This window comes from Micromonospora sp. URMC 106, assembly GCF_051386395.1.
In the GTDB taxonomy this organism is placed as follows: Bacteria; Actinomycetota; Actinomycetes; order Mycobacteriales; family Micromonosporaceae; genus Micromonospora.
Window position 1 is genome coordinate 1 of sequence record NZ_JBPQTP010000033.1, and the last position, 18,435, is coordinate 18,435.

The 18,435-nt window shown below is 71.4% G+C and carries 16 protein-coding genes, 2 tRNA genes and 1 pseudogene; 7 read left to right on the plus strand and 12 right to left on the minus strand.

What is annotated here, in order from left to right; translation table 11 throughout:
• Positions 1 to 502: 502 nt before the first annotated feature.
• On the plus strand, positions 503 to 1,234 hold the full coding sequence (locus ACSNOB_RS13265; protein WP_436686928.1) for a tyrosine-type recombinase/integrase: 732 nt from the start codon (positions 503 to 505) through the stop codon (positions 1,232 to 1,234).
• 43 nt (positions 1,235 to 1,277) lie between these two features.
• On the opposite strand, the gene ACSNOB_RS13270 is transcribed toward ACSNOB_RS13265, so the two are convergent.
• The 6 genes from ACSNOB_RS13270 to gyrB all read right to left on the minus strand — a co-directional run bounded on the left by ACSNOB_RS13270 (position 1,278) and on the right by gyrB (position 7,374).
• Positions 1,278 to 1,353, minus strand: a tRNA-Ala gene (locus ACSNOB_RS13270).
• Between the two features lie 42 nt (positions 1,354 to 1,395).
• Positions 1,396 to 1,524, minus strand: coding sequence for a DLW-39 family protein (locus ACSNOB_RS13275; protein ID WP_208818042.1), 129 nt, complete (start codon positions 1,522 to 1,524; stop codon positions 1,396 to 1,398).
• A 44-nt stretch (positions 1,525 to 1,568) separates the two neighbouring features.
• Positions 1,569 to 1,642 (minus strand) — tRNA-Ile (locus ACSNOB_RS13280).
• A gap of 219 nt (positions 1,643 to 1,861) precedes the next feature.
• Positions 1,862 to 2,773, minus strand: coding sequence for a DUF3566 domain-containing protein (locus ACSNOB_RS13285; RefSeq protein ID WP_436686929.1), 912 nt, complete (start codon positions 2,771 to 2,773; stop codon positions 1,862 to 1,864).
• 4 nt (positions 2,774 to 2,777) lie between these two features.
• Entirely contained in the window at positions 2,778 to 5,297 is a 2,520-nt protein-coding gene (gyrA, locus tag ACSNOB_RS13290) for a DNA gyrase subunit A (protein WP_393108284.1), read from the minus strand.
• 130 nt (positions 5,298 to 5,427) lie between these two features.
• On the minus strand, positions 5,428 to 7,374 hold the full coding sequence (gyrB, locus tag ACSNOB_RS13295; RefSeq protein ID WP_436686930.1) for a DNA topoisomerase (ATP-hydrolyzing) subunit B: 1,947 nt from the start codon (positions 7,372 to 7,374) through the stop codon (positions 5,428 to 5,430).
• Positions 7,375 to 7,880: 506 nt separating this feature from the next.
• Between gyrB and ACSNOB_RS13300 the strand changes: the two genes are divergently transcribed.
• Positions 7,881 to 8,435, plus strand: a complete 555-nt coding sequence (locus ACSNOB_RS13300) for a hypothetical protein (RefSeq protein WP_350677718.1) — start codon at positions 7,881 to 7,883, stop codon at positions 8,433 to 8,435.
• Between the two features lie 165 nt (positions 8,436 to 8,600).
• Here ACSNOB_RS13300 and ACSNOB_RS13305 read toward each other — a convergent pair.
• Positions 8,601 to 9,035, minus strand: a pseudogene (locus ACSNOB_RS13305) (MarR family winged helix-turn-helix transcriptional regulator); the annotation flags it as partial.
• A gap of 80 nt (positions 9,036 to 9,115) precedes the next feature.
• On the opposite strand from ACSNOB_RS13305, the gene ACSNOB_RS13310 reads away from it, so the two are divergent.
• On the plus strand, positions 9,116 to 9,343 hold the full coding sequence (locus ACSNOB_RS13310) for a hypothetical protein (protein ID WP_436686931.1): 228 nt from the start codon (positions 9,116 to 9,118) through the stop codon (positions 9,341 to 9,343).
• Between the two features lie 3 nt (positions 9,344 to 9,346).
• On the opposite strand, the gene ACSNOB_RS13315 is transcribed toward ACSNOB_RS13310, so the two are convergent.
• The 5 genes from ACSNOB_RS13315 to dnaA all read right to left on the minus strand — a co-directional run bounded on the left by ACSNOB_RS13315 (position 9,347) and on the right by dnaA (position 15,809).
• Complete coding sequence (locus ACSNOB_RS13315) at positions 9,347 to 9,991, minus strand: DUF721 domain-containing protein (RefSeq protein ID WP_436686932.1); 645 nt, start codon at positions 9,989 to 9,991, stop codon at positions 9,347 to 9,349.
• Positions 9,981 to 11,114 (minus strand): DNA replication/repair protein RecF, encoded by a 1,134-nt coding sequence (recF, locus tag ACSNOB_RS13320; protein WP_393108292.1) that lies wholly within the window; start codon positions 11,112 to 11,114, stop codon positions 9,981 to 9,983. Before recF ends, ACSNOB_RS13315 begins: the two co-directional genes overlap by 11 nt.
• Positions 11,115 to 11,130: 16 nt before the next feature.
• The gene (gene gnd / locus ACSNOB_RS13325) at positions 11,131 to 12,003 is read right to left on the minus strand and encodes a phosphogluconate dehydrogenase (NAD(+)-dependent, decarboxylating) (protein WP_436686933.1); all 873 of its coding nucleotides are present in this window, start codon (positions 12,001 to 12,003) and stop codon (positions 11,131 to 11,133) included.
• A gap of 40 nt (positions 12,004 to 12,043) precedes the next feature.
• Positions 12,044 to 13,177, minus strand: coding sequence for a DNA polymerase III subunit beta (gene dnaN / locus ACSNOB_RS13330; protein WP_436686934.1), 1,134 nt, complete (start codon positions 13,175 to 13,177; stop codon positions 12,044 to 12,046).
• A 778-nt stretch (positions 13,178 to 13,955) separates the two neighbouring features.
• Entirely contained in the window at positions 13,956 to 15,809 is a 1,854-nt protein-coding gene (dnaA, locus tag ACSNOB_RS13335; RefSeq protein ID WP_436686935.1) for a chromosomal replication initiator protein DnaA, read from the minus strand.
• A 633-nt stretch (positions 15,810 to 16,442) separates the two neighbouring features.
• On the opposite strand from dnaA, the gene rpmH reads away from it, so the two are divergent.
• Genes rpmH through yidC form a run of 4 tightly spaced genes read left to right on the plus strand, consistent with a single transcriptional unit; the run spans position 16,443 to position 18,304 of the window.
• Entirely contained in the window at positions 16,443 to 16,580 is a 138-nt protein-coding gene (gene rpmH / locus ACSNOB_RS13340; RefSeq protein ID WP_091100492.1) for a 50S ribosomal protein L34, read from the plus strand.
• 36 nt (positions 16,581 to 16,616) lie between these two features.
• Positions 16,617 to 17,033, plus strand: coding sequence for a ribonuclease P protein component (gene rnpA, locus ACSNOB_RS13345; RefSeq protein ID WP_436686936.1), 417 nt, complete (start codon positions 16,617 to 16,619; stop codon positions 17,031 to 17,033).
• Between the two features lie 44 nt (positions 17,034 to 17,077).
• Entirely contained in the window at positions 17,078 to 17,317 is a 240-nt protein-coding gene (gene yidD, locus ACSNOB_RS13350) for a membrane protein insertion efficiency factor YidD (RefSeq protein WP_393108640.1), read from the plus strand.
• Between the two features lie 3 nt (positions 17,318 to 17,320).
• Entirely contained in the window at positions 17,321 to 18,304 is a 984-nt protein-coding gene (yidC, locus tag ACSNOB_RS13355) for a membrane protein insertase YidC (protein ID WP_436686937.1), read from the plus strand.
• Positions 18,305 to 18,435: the final 131 nt, after the last annotated feature.

Sequence of the window (18,435 nt, forward strand, 5' to 3'; positions counted from 1 at the left end):
CTCCGCCCCTCCTCCTACCTCCACCCCTTCCTCACCTCGGACCCCGTGAGCAGCTGACGAATTCCGTCCGGCAACTCGCTCCGGCCGACCGTCGACCGCTCCGCGGTGAGACGCCACCAGGGCCGGAAAGCCACGGATGGTGAAGGCTGTCGCATGGTCCCGGTCAGTCCCGGGACTCGTCGCCTGGTCCCTTTCACGGACCCAGGGGTGACGCGCGGGGCGGGGCGTGGTTTGCGGGCCGGTTGACTTTCCGCCCCGGCGCCGTAGGCAGCCGGGGCGGCGGCTCCGGCAGGAGCCGGTTGCCGCGCCCCGGCCCGCGCCGCGCGGAGCGCCTTGATCTAGTACAGGCCAATGCGGCAACAGACAACAGGCAGCTCCGAGCCGACCAAGCACCTCGTGCCGGGGCTCGGGCGGGTGAAGCTCGATCGGTTGACGCCTCGGGATGTGCAGCGGTTTCCTGACCGGGCTCCGTGGCAAGCTGGCGCCGGCCAGCATCGTCAAGGTGCACGCCGTCCTGCGCGTCGCCCTGGCCGACGCTGAGCGGATGGATCTGGTGCCACGCAACGTCGCCAAGGCTGCGAACCCACCGGCGCTGGGTCGGGCCGAGCGGCGGGCGCTGACGCCCGAGGAAGCCAAGACACTGCTGTCGGTGCTGACCGGTGACCGGCTGGAATCGCTGTTCGTCCTGGCGCTCGCGACCGGGCTCCGGCGGGCCGAGTTGCTCGGGCTCCGATGGTCAGACGTCGACCTGCCGGGCAAGGCGTTGTTCGTGCGGCAGACGCTCCAGCGGACCGACCGAGGGCTTGAGTTCGTGCCGCCGAAGACGCACCGGTCGAGCCGTCCGCTGCCGCTGTCGACGCTGGCCGTCCGGGCGTTGGAGTCGCAGCGGGTGCGTCAGGCGAAGGAACGGCTTGCCGCCGGCGAGGTGTGGTCGGATCTCGGCTTGGTGTTCGCCAGCACGATCGGCACGCCAATGGAACCGCGGAACGTGAACCGGCGCTTCGAGCAGTTCCGCGCGACGGCTGGGCTGGAGTGGCTGCACCTGCACGATCTGCGGCACGCCTTCGCCACGTTCCTGCTCGACCAAGGCGAGGAGCTGCGGACGGTGATGGAACTGCTCGGGCACTCCACGATCCGGATGACGGCCGACACCTACGGGCACGTTCTGCCGGCTCGGGCTCGCCAGGCTGCCTCGGCCATCGACCGGATCCTTGGCGAGGAGGGGACGGCGTGACCGCTTGGCTGTACTCGGGGCCGAGATCAACCAAGGAAAGTGCTGGTGGAGCCCAGGGGACTCGAACCCCTAACCCCTGCCTTGCAAAGGCAGTGCTCTGCCAGTTGAGCTAGGGCCCCGTGAGGCGGACGACGCCGCCGGTGTTGGCCGTGGCGGTGTGCTCAGCGCAGGTCGGGCGCGGTGGTCGCCTCGTGCCAGAGAGCGCGCTCGTCGTTGGAAGCCTTGATCTTCTTGGCGACGACGGCCGCGACCCCGACGACGCCGGCCAGGATCAGAAGCTTCTTGAACATTGGGGCCTACCCCTCGCGCTCGACTGCCGTCGGACGATGTGCGGTGGGGCTAGCTGGAATCGAACCAGCGACCTCAGAGTTATCAGCTCTGCGCTCTAACCGACTGAGCTATAGCCCCGCGTAGCGACGAGCAACATTAACCCATCCGCCCGCCCGCCCCCAAATCGGGGGCCACCCGGACATCCGGCGTCGCCGTCGCCCCTGAACCTACCGGAGGCGCCGCGTCCGGCCCAGGTGATTTCGCCGCCCGTGCCACGTCGCTCGGTGCCCGGCGCGTGCCGGGAACGCACGGAAGCCGGGGCCCACGCGTCGGCGGTGCCCCGGCTTCCGAGGTGGTTCAGTCGCGCTCGGCGAGGGTCAGCTCGATGCCGCCGACCAGGTCGGCGCAGACGTTGTAGACGAACGCCCCGAGCGTGGCGAGCGCCGTGAACAGCACGACGTTGACCAGCCCGATCAGCGCCGAGCTGAGGATCACGCCCTTGGCGGTGATCTGGAAGCCGCTGGTGCTCTGGCCACCGCCGGCGCTGACGAGGTCGGTCAGGCTGTCGTTGACGCTGGTGAACACGCCCATCGCGTCGAGGGCCAGGTAGAGCACGGAGGTGGCCACGACCACGACGATGAAGAGCACCACCGAGACGGCGAAGGCGAACTTCATCACGGACCAGGGGTCGATGCGCTTGAGGTTCAGCCGGGCCCGGCGCGGTCCGCGCGACGCGGCCGAGCTGACCGACGTACGCGCGGCGCGTACCGCCTCACCGACGCGCGCGGCCCCGACGGCGGCCGCGCCACTGATGCCCGGCGGCAGGCCACCGCCGTTGGCCGGTCGGCCGGCCGCCGTCGGCCGCCCGCCGTCCGGCTGCGGCTTGGCCGTGCCGGTGACGCGGGGCTGGGTGCCGGTGGCGCCCGTGATCCGCGGCTGCGTGCCGGTGGTGCCGGTCGACTGGCCGGCACCGACCTTCAACGGCTGGGTCGTCGTCGGCTTGGCGGCGGCCGCCGTGGCGGCGGGGGCCGGCTTGTCGACCCCCACCGTCTCGGTCTTGTCCGCCGCGTCCCCGTCCTCGGAAGGCTTGTCCGGCGGCGGTGTCATGCCGGGAGCCCGGGTGAATTTCGGGGCAGGCGCGTCGGCGGGGACCGTCGCCCGGCCCACGGCCGCGCGGCCGGTCGCTGGTGTGCCGCTCTTGGCGGCCTCCTCGTCGACCGGGTTGGCCGAGGTCCCCGTGTTCCCCGACTTCGCCTGTGTCTCCGTCATTCAACTAGTCCTGTTCGTCAGGCTCGTCGGCATTGCGAGCAATCGCCACGATAGTCACGCCGTCCGGAAGGTCCATCAGCTTGACCCCCATTGTGTTCCGATCACGCGTACGGCGTACAGGCTTCACCGGAGTCCGGATGACACCACCGTTGCTGGTGATCGCGAACAGCTCGTCGTCCGGGTCGATCACCACCGCGCCGACCAGACCACCACGTCGCTCGGTGATCTTCGCAGTCAGCACGCCCTTACCTCCCCGGCCCTGGACCGGGTATTCCTCGATCGGGGTACGTTTCGCGTATCCCCCGTTCGTGGCCACCAGGACGTCCAGCCCCTCGCGGACCACCTCCATGGCCAGCAGGACGTCGTCCTCGCTGAAGCGCATGCCGATCACGCCCGAGGTGGCCCGGCCCATCGGCCGCAGCGCCTCGTCGCTCGCGTTGAACCGGATCGCCTGCGCGTTCTTGGAGACCAGCAGCAGGTCCTCCTCCGGGGCGACGAGCGCCGCCCCGACCAGCTCGTCCTCGTCGCGCAGGTTGATCGCGATGATGCCGCCGGATCGGGGGGAGTCGAACTCCTCGAGCCGAGTCTTCTTCACCAGGCCGTTCTTCGTGGCAAGTACCAGGTAGGGAGCCACCTGGTAGTTCGGGATCTCGATGATCTGTGCGATCTGCTCGTCAGGCTGGAACGCGAGCAGGTTCGCCACGTGCTGGCCCTTGGCCACCCTACTGGCCTCGGGCAGCTCGTACGCCTTGGCCCGGTAGACGCGACCCTTGTTGGTGAAGAACAGGATCCAGTCGTGGGTCGAGCAGACGAAGAAGTGGCTGACGATGTCGTCCTGCCGCAGGCTGGCGCCGCTGACGCCCTTGCCGCCGCGCCGCTGCGAGCGGTAGAGGTCGACCTTGGTCCGCTTGGCGTAGCCGGTGCGGGTGATCGTGACGACCACGTCCTCGCGGGCGATGAGGTCCTCCATCGAGACCTCGCCCTCGAACGGCACGATCTGCGTACGCCGGTCGTCGCCCCACTTCGCGACGATCTCGCCGAGCTCCTCCGAGACGATCCTCCGCTGCCGCTCGGGCTTGGCGAGGATGTCCTTGAGGTCGGCGATCTCCAGTTCCAGCTTGGTGAGGTCGTCGAGGATCCGCTGCCGCTCCAGCGCGGCGAGTCGGCGCAGCTGCATGTCCAGGATCGCGGTCGCCTGGATCTCGTCGATCTCCAGCAGCCGGATCAGGCCCTGCCGGGCGTCCTCGACCGTGGGCGAGCGCCGGATCAGGGCGATCACCTCGTCGAGGGCGTCCAGCGCCTTGGCCAGACCGCGCAGGATGTGCGCCCGTTCCTCGGCCTTGCGGAGCCGGAACGCGGTCCGCCGGCGGATCACGTCGATCTGGTGCTCGACGTAGTAGCGGATGAACTGGGCCAGGTTGAGCGTGCGCGGCACCCCGTCGACCAGCGCCAGCATGTTGGCGCCGAAGGTCTCCTGGAGCTGGGTGTGCTTGTAGAGGTTGTTCAGCACGACCTTCGCGACCGCGTCGCGCTTGAGCACGAGCACGATGCGCATGCCGGTGCGCCCGGAGGACTCGTCGCGGATGTCGGCGATGCCGGCGAGCTTGCCCTCCTTGATCAGCTCGGCGATCCGCTCGGCCAGGTTGTCCGGGTTCACCTGGTAGGGCAGCTCGCTGACGACCAGGCAGGGGCGGCCGCGCTTGTCCTCCTCGACCTCCACCACGGCCCGCATCCGGATCGACCCGCGCCCGGTGCGGTACGCGTCCTGGATCGCCTGGGTGCCGACGATCAGGCCGTGGGTGGGGAAGTCCGGCCCCTTGACGATGCCGAGCAGCGCGTCGAGGGTGGTGGCCTCGTCCTCGTCCGGGTGCTCCAGGCACCACTGCACCGCCGCGCCGATCTCGCGCAGGTTGTGCGGCGGGATCTTGGTGGCCATGCCGACCGCGATGCCCTCGGACCCGTTGACCAGGAGGTTGGGGATCCGCGACGGCAGGATGGTGGGCTCCTTGGCCCGGCCGTCGTAGTTGTCCTGCAGGTCGACGGTGTCCTCGTCGATGTCCCGCAGCATCTCCATCGCCAGCGGGTCGAGCTTGCACTCCGTGTACCGCATGGCGGCGGCCGGGTCGTTGCCGGGCGAGCCGAAGTTGCCGTTGCCGTCGACCAGCGGGTAGCGCAGCGACCAGGGCTGCGCCATCCGGACCAGCGCGTCGTAGATGGCGGAGTCGCCGTGCGGGTGGAACTGACCCATCACGTCGCCGACGACGCGGGAGCACTTCACGTAGCCCCGGTCCGGCCGGTAGCCGGAGTCGAACATGGCGTAGAGGATCTTGCGGTGGACCGGCTTGAGCCCGTCCCGGACGTCCGGCAGCGCCCGCCCGACGATGACGCTCATGGCGTAGTCGAGGTAGGAGCGCTGCATCTCCACCTCGAGCCCGACCGGTTCGATGCGGTCGTGCGCGACGACAGCGGCGACGGTCTCGGGAACCTCGGGCTCGCTCGGTGTGGACTCGGGGGTATCGGTCACTGTTAACCCTTATCAGACTCAGAGTCGTTTTCGTGCTGTGGATAACGGCTGTGGAAACCGGCCATGCTGTGGATAACTCTGTGGATCGGCGGGTCGGCCGGTGGATGACCGGCCAGCCCGCCGAGCCCCGTCAGATGTCCAGGAACCGGACGTCCTTGGCGTTGCGCTGGATGAACGAGCGGCGCGCCTCGACGTCCTCACCCATCAGCACGCTGAACAACTCGTCGGCGGTGGCCGCGTCGTCCAGAGTGACCTGACGCAGCGTACGCGTCGCCGGGTTCATCGTGGTCTCCCACAGCTCGGGGTAGTTCATCTCGCCGAGACCCTTGAACCGCTGGATGTCGTCCGGCTTCGCGTTCGGCTTCTTCTGCTGGCGCAGCGCGATCAGCCCGTCCCGCTCCCGGTCCGAGTACGCGTACTGGGCGTCGTCGCCCCGCTTGTTCCACTTGATCTTGTAGAGCGGCGGGGCGGCCAGGTAGACGTGACCCAGCTCGACCAGCGGACGCATGAAGCGGAAGAGCAGGGTGAGCAGCAGCGTCTGGATGTGCTGGCCGTCGACGTCGGCGTCGGCCATCAGCACGATCTTGTGGTAGCGCAGCTTCTCGATGTCGAAGTCGTCGTGGATGCCGGTGCCCAGCGCCGTGATCAGCGCCTGGACCTCGTTGTTCTTGAGCACCCGGTCGATCCGGGCCTTCTCCACGTTCAGGATCTTGCCGCGGATCGGCAGGATCGCCTGGGTCCGCGGGTCGCGCCCCTGCTTCGCCGAACCGCCCGCCGAGTCACCCTCGACGATGAAGACCTCCGACTCGCGCGGGTCGGTGGACTGGCAGTCGGCCAGCTTGCCCGGCATCGAACCGGACTCCAGCAGCGACTTGCGCCGGGCCAGCTTGCGCGCCTGCTGGGCGGCGATCCGGGCCCGGGCGGCCTGGGACGCCTTCTGAATGATGATCTTCGCCTCGGCCGGGTTGCGGTCGAACCAGTCGACCAGCCACTCGTTGCAGACCCGCTGCACGAAGCTCTTCACCGGGGTGTTGCCGAGCTTGGTCTTGGTCTGGCCCTCGAACTGCGGGTTGGCCAGCTTGACCGAGATGATCGCGGCCAGGCCCTCACGGATGTCCTCGCCGGAGAGCTTCTCGTCGCCCTTGAGCAGCTTCTTGTCGGCGCCGTACCGGTTCACCACGCTGGTCAGCGCGGCCCGGAAGCCCTCCTCGTGGGTGCCGCCCTCGTGGGTGTTGATCGTGTTGGCGAAGGTGTAGACCGACTCGCCGTACGACTCGTTCCACTGCATGGCGATCTCGACCGACATGCCCTCCTCCTCGGAGCCGAACTCGACCACCGTCTTGTGGATCGGGTTCTTCGAGGCGTTGAGGTGCCGGACGAAGTCGGCGATGCCGCCCTTGTAGCAGAAGGTGACCTCGCGCGGCTTGCCCTCCTCGCCCTCCGGGACCCGCTCGTCGAGCAGGTGGATGGTGACGCCCCGGTTGAGGAAGGCCATCTCCTGCAGCCGCCGGTAGATGGTCTGGAAGTCGAAGTCGACCGTCTCGAACACGTCCGCGTCGGGCCAGAAGGAGACCGCGGAACCCGTCTGGTCGGTCGGCTCGCCCTTCTCCAGCGGGGTCGGCTTCGAGTTGTGGTACTGCTGACGCCAGACGAAGCCGTCCTTGTGGATGACCACCGCCATCTTGGTGGAGAGGGCGTTCACCACGGAGACACCGACGCCGTGCAGACCGCCGGAGACCGCGTACGCCTTGCCGTCGAACTTGCCGCCCGCGTGCAGCACCGTCAGCGCCACCTCGACGCCCGGCTTCTTCAGCTTCGGGTGCAGGTCGACCGGGAAGCCCCGGCCGTTGTCGGTGACCCGAACCCCGCCGTCGGCGAGCAGCACCACGTCGATGGTGTCGCAGTGGCCGGCCAGCGCCTCGTCCACCGCGTTGTCGACGACCTCCCACACCAGGTGGTGCAGACCGCGTTCACCGGTCGACCCGATGTACATACCGGGGCGCTTCCGGACCGCCTCCAGCCCTTCGAGGACGGTGATCGACCCGGCGCCGTACTCCTGCTTGTCCTGCGCTGCCACCCTCGGCCACTTTCTCGCGCCGTCCGCGCCTGGTGGCGCGTCGGGCGCGGGTTCGGCGGACAGGACGCGACGTCGGCGCGCGGACCGGCACCGGGGACAATCCGGGGTACGGGTCGCACGCGCCGGTCGCCGCGGTTGCCCGCGGATCGCGATCGGCTCGACCCGACGTGGACAATGATCGCGGGCCCCGCACCGGGCCCGTGTCTCGTCGCTCCGCACCGGGTCTTCGTCTCGGGGTCAATCTTACTGTGCGCCAGCGACAGAACCACCACTCGGCACCCCTGCGGGGCGTCTCAGACCGACGTAGCCGGCCGAACCGCGCCGCCCGCGACTCCCCCTACACGCACGGGTCCGATCGAGGGCGCGACCGGCCGACGATCGGTGTCGGCCGCCGGGCCGGAGACACCCGCCCCGCCGCGCCGGTGGCGCGGCCTTGATCTTTTCCGGCCGGAACCGGACGATCGACCCGATCGAACCGACACACGCTCGTTATGAGGTGACGCCAGATGGGGCTGGACAACGTCGCGGTGCAGTGGCCGCGGACCGGCCGCTTCTACGACCCGGTCGCGCCGGCGGAGTTCGTCGACTTCGGCGACATCGTCGACATGCCGCGCATCTCCGCGCCGACCGCGGCGCTCGCCGAACTGATCGCCAAGACCGGAACCGTCCGGGCCACCGCGTACACCGAGCTGGTGGACCTGCTGCTCGGGCTCGAAGGTGTGCTCTACGCCACGGACGCCGCCGCCGAGGACGAGGACCCGGTGATCGACCCGGACGGCTGTGCCTGGATCGCCGGCGGCATCGAACGGTTCGTGGCGGGCCACCGCCCACACGGCGAGGCGGTGACCTTCGACTCGGTCAGCCAGGTGCTGCGGTCGCTGCTGGCCGACGGGCGGCTGGCCGAGCAGCAGCTGCGCTGGCTCGACAGCCGGCTGGACGCGCTGCGTGACGAGAGCGGGGCGCCGCCGCAGTGGAACTTCACCTGCGCCGAACTGAGCGTGCTGGCGGCCTTCTACCGGCGCTGCGCCGACCGCGGCTTCGCCGTCTACGCCGACGCCTGACCGGGCGGCTCTGCCGACTGCGGCCCGCCGGCCGGACCTCGCCCGTCAGCCGGACCGGGCCGCCGCACCCCACGGGTCGTCCGGCACCGGGACGTCGCCCGGACCGCCCGCGCCGGCCGGACGCGGGGCGCCCGCACCCGGCGGGGCCGTGGCCTCGGCGCGGTTGGCCGCGGCGATGACGCGGGTGAGCGCGGCGTGCAGGTGCCGCAGGTCCTCGATCGGCAGGCCGAGCCGCTCGACGATCGCGGGCGGGATCGCCTCGGCGCGCGCCCGGAGGGCCTCGCCGGCCGCCGTCAGCGTCACCGCCAGGCTCCGCTCGTCGGCGGGGTCCCGCTCCCGGCGGACGTAGCCGTTCGCCTCCAGGCGCTTGAGCAGGGGCGACAGCGTGCCGGGGTCGAGCTGCAACAGGCGGCTGAGCTCGCGCCCGGACAGGGGCGCGTGCTGCCAGAGCGCGAGCATCACCAGGTACTGCGGATGGGTCAGCCCCATGGGCTCCAACAGCGGCCGGTAGACGGCGACCACCCCGCGCGCCGCGACCGAGAGCGCGAAGCACACCTGCTGCTCCAGCGCCAGGGGATCGTCGTCGAACTGGTCGGGCACGGTGCTCCCTCCTCTCGTCGTTGCGATCGTACCAACGGTTGGGGTACTAATAGTTTGTATACCAACGAAAGGGTCGGGCGATGAGCGAGGAGAAGCCGGCACCGAGGGCCCCGGGCGAGGGCGGGCGCTTCATGGCCTGGGCCTTCCGCCACCTGGCGGGCCCTCCCGAGGTGCAGGGCGCGGTGCAGGGCGGCTCGAGCCAGGCCCGGGAGGCGTGGAAGCAGGACCTGGAGAGGCGCAAGCAGTGGAGCCGCGAGCAGCGGGAACGCAAGCGGGCCGAGCGTGAGGCGCGGCGCGGCGGTCGCTGACCGTCAGCCGTAGGTGTCCCGGGGGCCGCGGCCGCGCACCCGGCGCGGGCCCTTCGACCAGGACGGCGCGGCGGGGCCGTGGATGTGCAGCTTGCGCACCACGTTGTGGCCGACCTCGCTGGCGATCTGCTTCAGCAGCGAGCCGGCCAGCAGCCGCAGCTGGGTGGCCCAGGCGGTCGAGCGGGCCTCCACGGTCAACTCGCCGTCCTCCAGCTTCACCGGCCGGCTGTGCTGGGCCACCTCCGGGCCCACCACCCGCTCCCAGGCGCCGAACACCATCGCCTCGGCCGCCGGCTGCTGCCAGCCGCGCGCCTTCACCAGCCGATTGAGCACCGCGCCGAGGGGCTGCGGGTCGCGCGGGTCCGGCCCCGGGCCGGAGTAGCCGCGCAGCCGCCGCTGCGAGCCGCCGTCGCCGTCGCCACCCGCGCCGGCGCCGGGGGTACGCCGACGCGTGCGCGCCGCCGCCTCCCGGCGCGCCCGGGCCGCGTCCAGCACCGCCCGGGCCAGCTCCGGCCCGCCGGCGCCGGCCGGCGCGTCCCCGCCGCCCGCCGTGCCGCCGGAGTCGCCGGTCGGCTTGGCGGAGTCCCCGCCGGCCGGCCCGCCGCGTCCGGGGCCCAGGCGGGCGGGCGGAAGCTGCTCATCCGACACGTCGCACCGCCCCCTCGCCGACGGCGTACCGGGTGCCGCGCAGGGACGCCGGCACGTCGTCGTCGACCGCGCAGGTCACCAGCAGTTGGCTCGCCCCGCCGACCAGCCCGGCCAGCCGCTCCCGCCGCCCGGCGTCCAGCTCGGCGAAGACGTCGTCGAGCACCAGCACCGGCTCGATGCCGTCGGAGCGGAGCAGGTCGTACCCGGCCAGCCGCAGCGCGAGCGCGTACGACCAGGACTCGCCGTGGCTGGCGTACCCCTTGGCGGGCAGCGGGCCGAGGGTCAGCGCCAGCTCGTCGCGGTGCGGGCCCACCAGCGTGGTGCCCCGCTCGACCTCGGCGGAGCGGGACTCGGCGAGCGCGGCGGTCAACGCCGCCGCGAGCGTCTCCCGGTCGGTGGTCGGCTCCGCCAGCTCCACCGAGGGCCGGTACGCGATCCCGGCGGCCCCCCGGCCCGCCGCCACCGCGTCGTACGCCTTGCTGACGTGCGGGGCCAGCGCGGCGACCAGCTCCAGCCGGCCGGCGAGCAGCTCCGCGCCGTGCCGGGCCAGGTGGGTGTCCCAGACGGCCAGCGTCGACAGGTCCCCGCCCCGCGTCCCGCCCGTCTTGCGGGCCAGGTACGCGGTACGCAGCAGGGCGTTGCGCTGCTTGACCACCCGCTCGTAGTCGGCGCGCACCCCGGCGTAGCGGGGCTGGCGGCTGACCAGCAGGTCGTCGAGGTAGCGGCGGCGTTCCGCCGGATCGCCCCGGACGAGTTCCAGGTCCTCCGGGGCGAACAGCACGAGCCGCAACGCGCCGAGGACGTCCCGCGCCCGGCGGGCCGGGGAGCGGCCCAGCCGGGCCCGGTTGGCCTTGCCCGGGACGATCTCCAGCTCGACCAGCAGCTCGCGCCCCTCGTGGACCACGGCGCAGCGGATCACCGCCGAGGCGGCGCCCATCCGGACGAGGGGGGCGTCCGTGGCGACCCGGTGCGAATCCAGGGTCGCCACGTAGCCCAGCGCCTCGACCAGGTTCGTCTTGCCGACGCCGTTGGCGCCGATCAGGACGTTCGCCCCCGGCTCCAGGTCCACGCCGACCCGCTCGTACGAGCGGAAGTCGACCAGTTCGAGCCGGCGGACGTACACAGCCTGTGGATACCGGTCAGCGCTTGTGGACGGCGTGCCCGCCGAACTGCTGGCGCAGCGCGGCGACGGCCTTCATGGCCGGCGAGTCGTCCTGGCGGGAGGCGAAGCGGGCGAAGAGCGAGGCGGTGATGACGTTCAGCGGCACGGCGAGCCGGACCGCCTCGTCGACCGTCCACCGGCCCTCGCCGGTGTCCTCGGTGTAGCCGCTCAGCTCGGCCAGCTCCGGATCCTCGTCGAGGGCCCGGTCGAGCAGGTCGAGCAGCCAGGAGCGGACGACGGTGCCCTCGCGCCAGGACTTGAAGACGCCCGGCACGTTGGTGACCAGCTCGGACTTCGCCAGCAGCTCGTAGCCCTCGGCGTAGGCGTGCATCAGGCCGTACTCGATGCCGTTGTGCACCATCTTGGCGTAGTGCCCGGCGCCGACCGGCCCGGCGTGCACGAAGCCGAACTCGCCCGCCGGCTTCAGCGACTCGAAGATCGGCATGAGCCGGTCGACGTGCTCCTGGGCGCCACCGACCATCAGCGCGTAGCCGTTCTGCCGGCCCCAGACGCCGCCGGAGACGCCGACGTCGAGGTAGCCGATGCCCTGCTCGTTGAGCCGCTCGGCGCGGGGCGCGTCGTCGCTGAACCGCGAGTTGCCGCCGTCGATGATGATGTCGCCCTCGCCGAGGACGCCGGCCAGCTCGTCGATGGTCGTGTCGGTGACGCCGGCGGGGACCATGACCCACACCGCGCGCGGCGACTCCAGCTTCTCCGCCAGCTCCGCCAGGCTCGCGACGTCGCTCAGCTCCGCGTTGTGGTCGAAGCCGACCACCTCGTGCCCGGCGGCGCGCAACCGCTCGCGCATGTTGCCGCCCATCCGGCCGAGCCCTACCAGGCCGAGCTGCATGTGTTCCTACCTCCGTGCGTCGGGGTCTTCTCGGGCGCGATCAGCGGGAGACGCGGATCGGCATGATGAGGTAGCGGTACCCGGGGATGACCTCGCCATCCTCGCCGGCGGGCGAAATCACCACCGGCTTGAAGGCGTCGACGAACGACAGCACGGCGAACTGGGCCCCCATGTTGGCGAGGCCGTCGATCAGGTACTGCGGGTTGAAGCCGATGGTCAGCGGGTCGCCGGTGAAGGTGGCCTCCATCGCCTCGCTGGCGCGCGCCTCCTCGGTGCCGCCGGCCTCGACCACCAGGCCGTCGGCGCTGAAGCTGAGCAGCACCGGCGTGGTCCGCTCGGCCACCAGGGCGACCCGCTTGACGACCTCGATCAGGGTGCTGACGGGCACCCGGGCCTCGGCGTTGTGGGTGGCCGGGAAGAGCGAGCGCACCGGCGGGTAGTTCGCGCCGTCGAGCAACCGGCTGGTGGTGCGCCGGGTGCCGCCGGCGAAGCCGATCATCCCCTCGCCGGCCGCGCCCTGGGACAGCGCCATGGTCACCTGACCGCCGAGCGGGCCGAGGGCCTTGGCGGTGTCGTTCAGGGTCCGGGCCGGCACGAGGGCGTTGATGCTCACCTCGGGGTCGTCCGGGTTCCACTCCATCTCGCGCAGGGCCAGCCGGTAGCGGTCGGTGGCGAGCATGGCCAGCGTGCCGCCGGAGAGCTCGAGGCGTACGCCGGTCATCATCGGCAGCGTCTCGTCGCGGCCGGCGGCCACGGCCACCTGGGCCACCGCGGCGGCGAAGGCGGCCGCGTCGACGGTGCCGGCGCTCTCCGGCATCTCCGGCAGGGACGGGTAGTCCTCGACCGGCATGGTGGGCAGGGTGAACCGGGCGCTGCCGCAGACCAGTTCGAGGTGCGCGCCGACGGCGGCGATGTCCACCGGCTTGGCGGGCAGCGCCTTGGTGATCTCGGCGAGCAGCCGGCCGGAGACCAGGGCGGCCCCGTCGGCGTCACCCTGCACCTCGACGGTCACCTGGCTGGAGACCTCGTAGTCGAAGCCGGAGACCTGCAGGTTCCCGTCGGTGACGCGCAGCATCACGCCGGCGAGCACCGGTACGGACGGCCGGCTTGGCAGGCTCTTCGCGGTCCAGGCCACGGCCTCGGCGAGCGCGTCGCGCTCCACTCGGAACTTCATCAATGCCTCCGCGTCGACGTCAGCGACAACTCTCTCATGCCGACCGCTGCCTACCGACCCGCCTGTCCGTGCGGGTACCCATCGCACCTTAGGGCGCGCGGGCATCGGCTGTGCGCCCGACCCCGTGGACTTCCAGGTGCTGCCGGGGCCCGCCCACGGCGGATCCGGCCGATCCACAGAAAGTCCAACGGTGGTGATTGGTTTTTGTTGTCTTAGAAGAGATAACTCGTCATCTTCATCGCACCTGTGCAAACTGTGGAGAACCCGCGTTCGCGCAGGTCAGACACGTTATCCACCGGTGGTTTGGCTGTGGAGAACCGGGGGTACAACCCGTGTCGCGATCCACAGGCGGCGTCCGCCCCCAGGTTGTCCACCGTTGTCCACCGGTTGTCCACCGGTAATCCACCGACTTTCTCCCCAGTCCTGTGGACAGCCGGAACCGGGCCGACGGGCTTCATCCCCAGAACCTTCAACAGCTCGCCCACAGGCCGACCGTCGCCGGTGGACAACGGACGGGTTGTCCCCAGGCGTCCACAGCCTCGTCCCCAGGGTTTGTCCACAACCTGTGGGTAACCGTGCGGTGGACGGACGGTAGTTGTCCACAGGCGGTGGACAACGAGATGTGGACAACGATCGGGGCGGTGGACGGACACGCCCCCGATGCTGTGGTCTCCACCATGTCGAGGGTCAAGCCCGCGTGGCTGTGGAGAACGAAAAACGCCCGGCCGTTGGTCCGGCCGGGCGTCCCTCGTCCGCCACGCGACGGCGGGCGTACGCCTCAGGTGTTCTGCTTGATCCGGTTCGTCAGCTCGGCGATCTGGTTGTAGAGCGAGCGGCGCTCGGCCATCTGCTGACGGATCTTGCGGTCGGCGTGCATGACCGTCGTGTGGTCCCGCCCGCCGAAGGCCTGCCCGATCCGGGGCAGCGACAGGTCGGTCAGCTCCCGGCACAGGTACATGGCCACTTGGCGGGCGTTCACCAGCACCCGGGAGCGGGAGTGCCCCCGCAGGTCCTCCAGGCTCACCCCGAAGTAGTCCGCGGTCGAGACCATGATCTGGTCGGCGGTGATCTCCGGGCCGGCGCCGTCGGGGATGAAGTCCCGCAGCACCTCCTCGGCGAGCGACAGCTCGACCGTGGACCGGGTCAGGCTGGCGAACGCCGTCACCCGGATCAGCGCGCCCTCCAACTCCCGGATCGAGTTCGACACCCGCGAGGCGATGAACTCCAGCACGTCCGGCGGGGCGTAGAGACGCTCCTGCGCCGCCTTCTTCTGCAGGATCGCGATCCGGGTCTCCAGGTCCGGCGGCTGGATGTCGGCGAGCAGCCCCCACTCGAACCGGGTACGCAGCCGGTCCTCCAGGGTGGCGAGCTGCTTCGGCGACCGGTCGGAGGTGATCACGATCTGCTTGTTGGCGTTGTGCAGGGTGTTGAAGGTGTGGAAGAACTCCTCCTGGGTGCGCTCGCGGGTCTCCAGGAACTGGATGTCGTCGATCAGCAGGATGTCGACGTCGCGGTAGCGCCGCTGGAACGCGCTGGTCTTGTCGTCCCGGAGCGAGTTGATGAAGTCGTTGGTGAATTCCTCGGTCGAGACGTACCGGACCGAGCGGGCGTTGCCCAGCGTCGTGGCGTAGTGCCCGATGGCGTGCAGCAGGTGCGTCTTGCCCAGCCCCGAGCTGCCGTAGATGAACAGCGGGTTGTACGCCTTCGCCGGCGACTCGGCCACCGCCACGCTCGCCGCGTGGGCGAACCGGTTGGACGAGCCGATGACGAACGTCTCGAACATGTACTTCGGGTTGAGCCGGTTGCCGCCACTCTCGGCGCCGCCGGGCAGCCGCCGGTCGTCCCGGCCGCCCGGACGGTGATCCATGCCACCCCGGCCGGGCCCGCTGTCGGTGCCGGTGTCCCGGGGCAGCGCCCGGATCACGTGCTGGTCCCGGGGCGAGACGGCGTCCTCGCGGTAACGCGCCTCGAAGCCGCGAGTGTCGGCGGTGGGCGGGTCCAGCCGGGCGGCCTGCTCGTCGAAGCCGCGTCGCTCCGGCGCGCGCCGGGAAGGCGCCGGCCGGTCGGGCCGCGGCGGCTCGGCGAAGGCCGTGCTGAACAGGGCCTCCTGGCCGTCCCGGTCACCCGGGCCGGGGCGGAGCCCCACGTCGGCCGGGATCGGCCCGTCGGGCCGCCGCTCCGGGTGCGCCTGCTCGGGGATGAGCGGCGGCTGCTGCCCCGCGTCGAGGGCCGCGCCGTCCAGGAAACTCCCCGCGGCGCCGTCGAGCGCCATCGGCCCGTCGCCGAAGTCGCGCGGCCCGCCGTCGTGGTCGGCCGGTCCGGGCTCCGGGGCGCTGCGGTAGACGGTGCCCGCGGGGCGCCCGGAGGCGTCGTCGGCCACGCGTACGGTCACCGCCACCTGGATCGGCCGGCCCAGCCGGCGGGTGAGCGCCTCGGTGATCGCGGGGCGCAGCCGGGACTCGATCACGTCCCGGGTGAAGGCGTCCGGGACGGAGAGCAGCGCGGTGTCCTCGACGATGGCCCGCAGCCGGGTCAGCCGCAGGTACGCCCGCTGCTGCGCGGAGATGATCTCGTCGGCGAGTTCGTCGGTCGTCGCCGTCCACACCGCGGCAAGGTCGGTCGTGCCGGTCACCGTCGTGCCACCCCCCTCGCCTCTGCTCCGGACGCCGCCGTCTTCTCCGGTCGGCCGTCCCGGGCCCGCGGCGTTCACGGGTGGAACGACACCCACCCGGACGACCCACCGGTCCCCGTCCACAAGTTATCCACAGCCTGTGTACGTACCGATTGTGGCCGCCCGCCGGACGCGGGTCGGACCTGCCCCCTGCCTGAACGGGCGCTGAAGCGGGTTCACCGTGCCGAACGATTCACTACCCTGTCCGGTCTTGCCCGCCCAGCGACGACCGGACCTTTCGACGCTGACCGCAATCGGGCACGGTAACAGCGTTGTCGCCGCGCCATCAACCGCCGACGCGCGGCGACCCTTGGCGGCATCAGCGAAAACCGCCGCTTCGGCCGGCGGCCCGGTGCCGGTGTCCGCCCTGCTGGGGGTGTTTGACGGTGGTTGCCCCCCTGCGTAGGCTGGAACGGCTGCTCTCTCGCCCTCTGCTAGGGTGATGGGTGCTTGCTGTCCGCGGTCGCTTCCCCGCATCGCCGAGGTCCCGCATCGCCGGGCAGCACCGATCGGGGGCCACCGCCGAGGTGGCCTGGACCACCACACGACCCCGGCGACCCCTCGCCCGGGGCGTACGAAAACGGAGAGCCTGACGTGAGCAAGCGCACCTACCAGCCGAACACCCGCCGGCGCGCGAAGACCCACGGCTTCCGGCTGCGCATGCGCACCCGTGCCGGCCGCGCCATCATCTCGACCCGTCGCTCCAAGGGCCGCGCCCGCCTGTCGGCCTGAGGCCGACCGGGTCCGGTCCGGGGGACGTGGGCAGTCGTGCTGGCGGCCGCACAGCGACTGCGGCGCAGCACTGACTTCGCCGCAGCGGTCCGGGGTGGCCGCCGCGCCGGCCGCGGCGCGCTCGTGGTCCACCTGAGCCTGCCGTCGACCCCCGACGTAGCGACAGCAACCTCGCCGGAGCCGGCGCGGAGCAGCGGTGCGGAGCAACCCTCCGCGCCGGCCCGCGCCGGCTTCGTCGTGTCCAAGGCCGTCGGGAACGCCGTGGTCCGCAACCGGGTCCGCCGCCGCCTGCGACACCTGGTCCGGGAGCGGCTGGCGGAGCTGCCGTCCGGGAGCACCCTGGTCGTGCGCGCGCTGCCGGCCGCGGCCGAGGCGTCGTACCCGCGGCTCGGAGCCGACCTGGACGCGGCGATCGCCGCCGCGCGGGCGCCTCGGGGCAGGCGGTCCCGGTGACCGCCGGACCGGCCGCGCCGCGGCCCGCGACGATCGGTGCCCGGGTGCTGAGCGGGCCCATCATCGCGTACCGTCGGTGGATAAGTCCGGCGCTGCCGGCCCGCTGTCGGTTCTACCCGTCGTGCAGCGCCTACGCCCTGGAGGCGGTGGGCCGGCACGGCGCGATCCGGGGAGCTGGCCTGACGGTCCGGCGGTTGTTGCGCTGCCACCCCTTCCACCCAGGTGGACACGACCCGGTGCCGGAGCCGGGCGGCCGCCGCCGTGCCGATGTGACTGGAGCCTGAGAATTGAGTCTCGACTGGATCTACTACGCGATTTCGTGGATCCTGCTGGCCTGGCATGGGGCCTGGGACGCCATCGGGGTGCCGGACGCGGCGGTGATCGGCACCAACTGGGCCTGGATCCTCGCCATCGTCTTCCTGGTGGTCACCGTCCGGGTGATCCTCTTCCCCGTCTTCGTCAAGCAGATCAAGTCGCAGCGGGCGATGCAGGCGCTCCAGCCACAGGTGAAGGCGCTGCAGGAGAAGCACAAGGGTGACCGGGAGACGCTCCAGAAGGAGATGATGGAGCTCTACCGGAAGGAAAAGGCCAACCCGCTCATGGGCTGCCTTCCGATGTTCCTCCAGATCCCGGTCTTCCTCGGTCTCTTCCACGTGCTCCGCCGGCTCGACCCGGCCAACGGCGGCAAGACCCTCTACGGCTGGACGGTCGGGCAGTTCGAGAGCGCGTCGGCCGCGAAGCTCTTCACCGCCCCGATCGCCGGCAAGTTCGGGTCGACCGCCGACGAGCTCGCCCGCCTCGGCGCCAACGGCACCACCGTCAAGGTCATCGCCGGCATCCTGGTCCTGATCATGATGGGCACGACGTACCTCACCAGCCGCCAGATGATCCTCAAGACCGGCTGGGCCGAGGACCCGCAGCAGCGGATGATCCAGAAGCTGATGCTCTACGGCATCCCGCTGTCGCTGCTCATCTCCGGCGCGATCTTCCCGATCGGTGTGATCATCTACTGGGTCACCAACAACCTCTTCACCCTCGGCCAGCAGCAGTGGGTGCTGCGCAAGTTCCCGCCGCCGGTGACCGCCACCAGCAAGCCGGGCGCCTCGCCCCGCAACCCGGTGCAGCCGGTCAAGACCGGTGGCCTGCTGGGCCGCGCCAAGGCGGCCCCCCAGGCCCCGGCCAAGCCGGCCGCGCCGAAGGTCGCCGGCCCCAAGCCGGGCGCCAAGCCGGCCAACCCCAAGAAGGGCCGCCCCGCCAAGCGGCAGGGCTGAGGACCTCCGGGCCGCCGTCGGGGAACCGGCGGCGGCCCGTTCCGCACCGCGCAGCCGCCGTACGGCCGGCGCCGGGCGGAACCGGCCGCGCGCGGCGCGGTCACGGGCGAGACTGCCCGTACGACAGACGT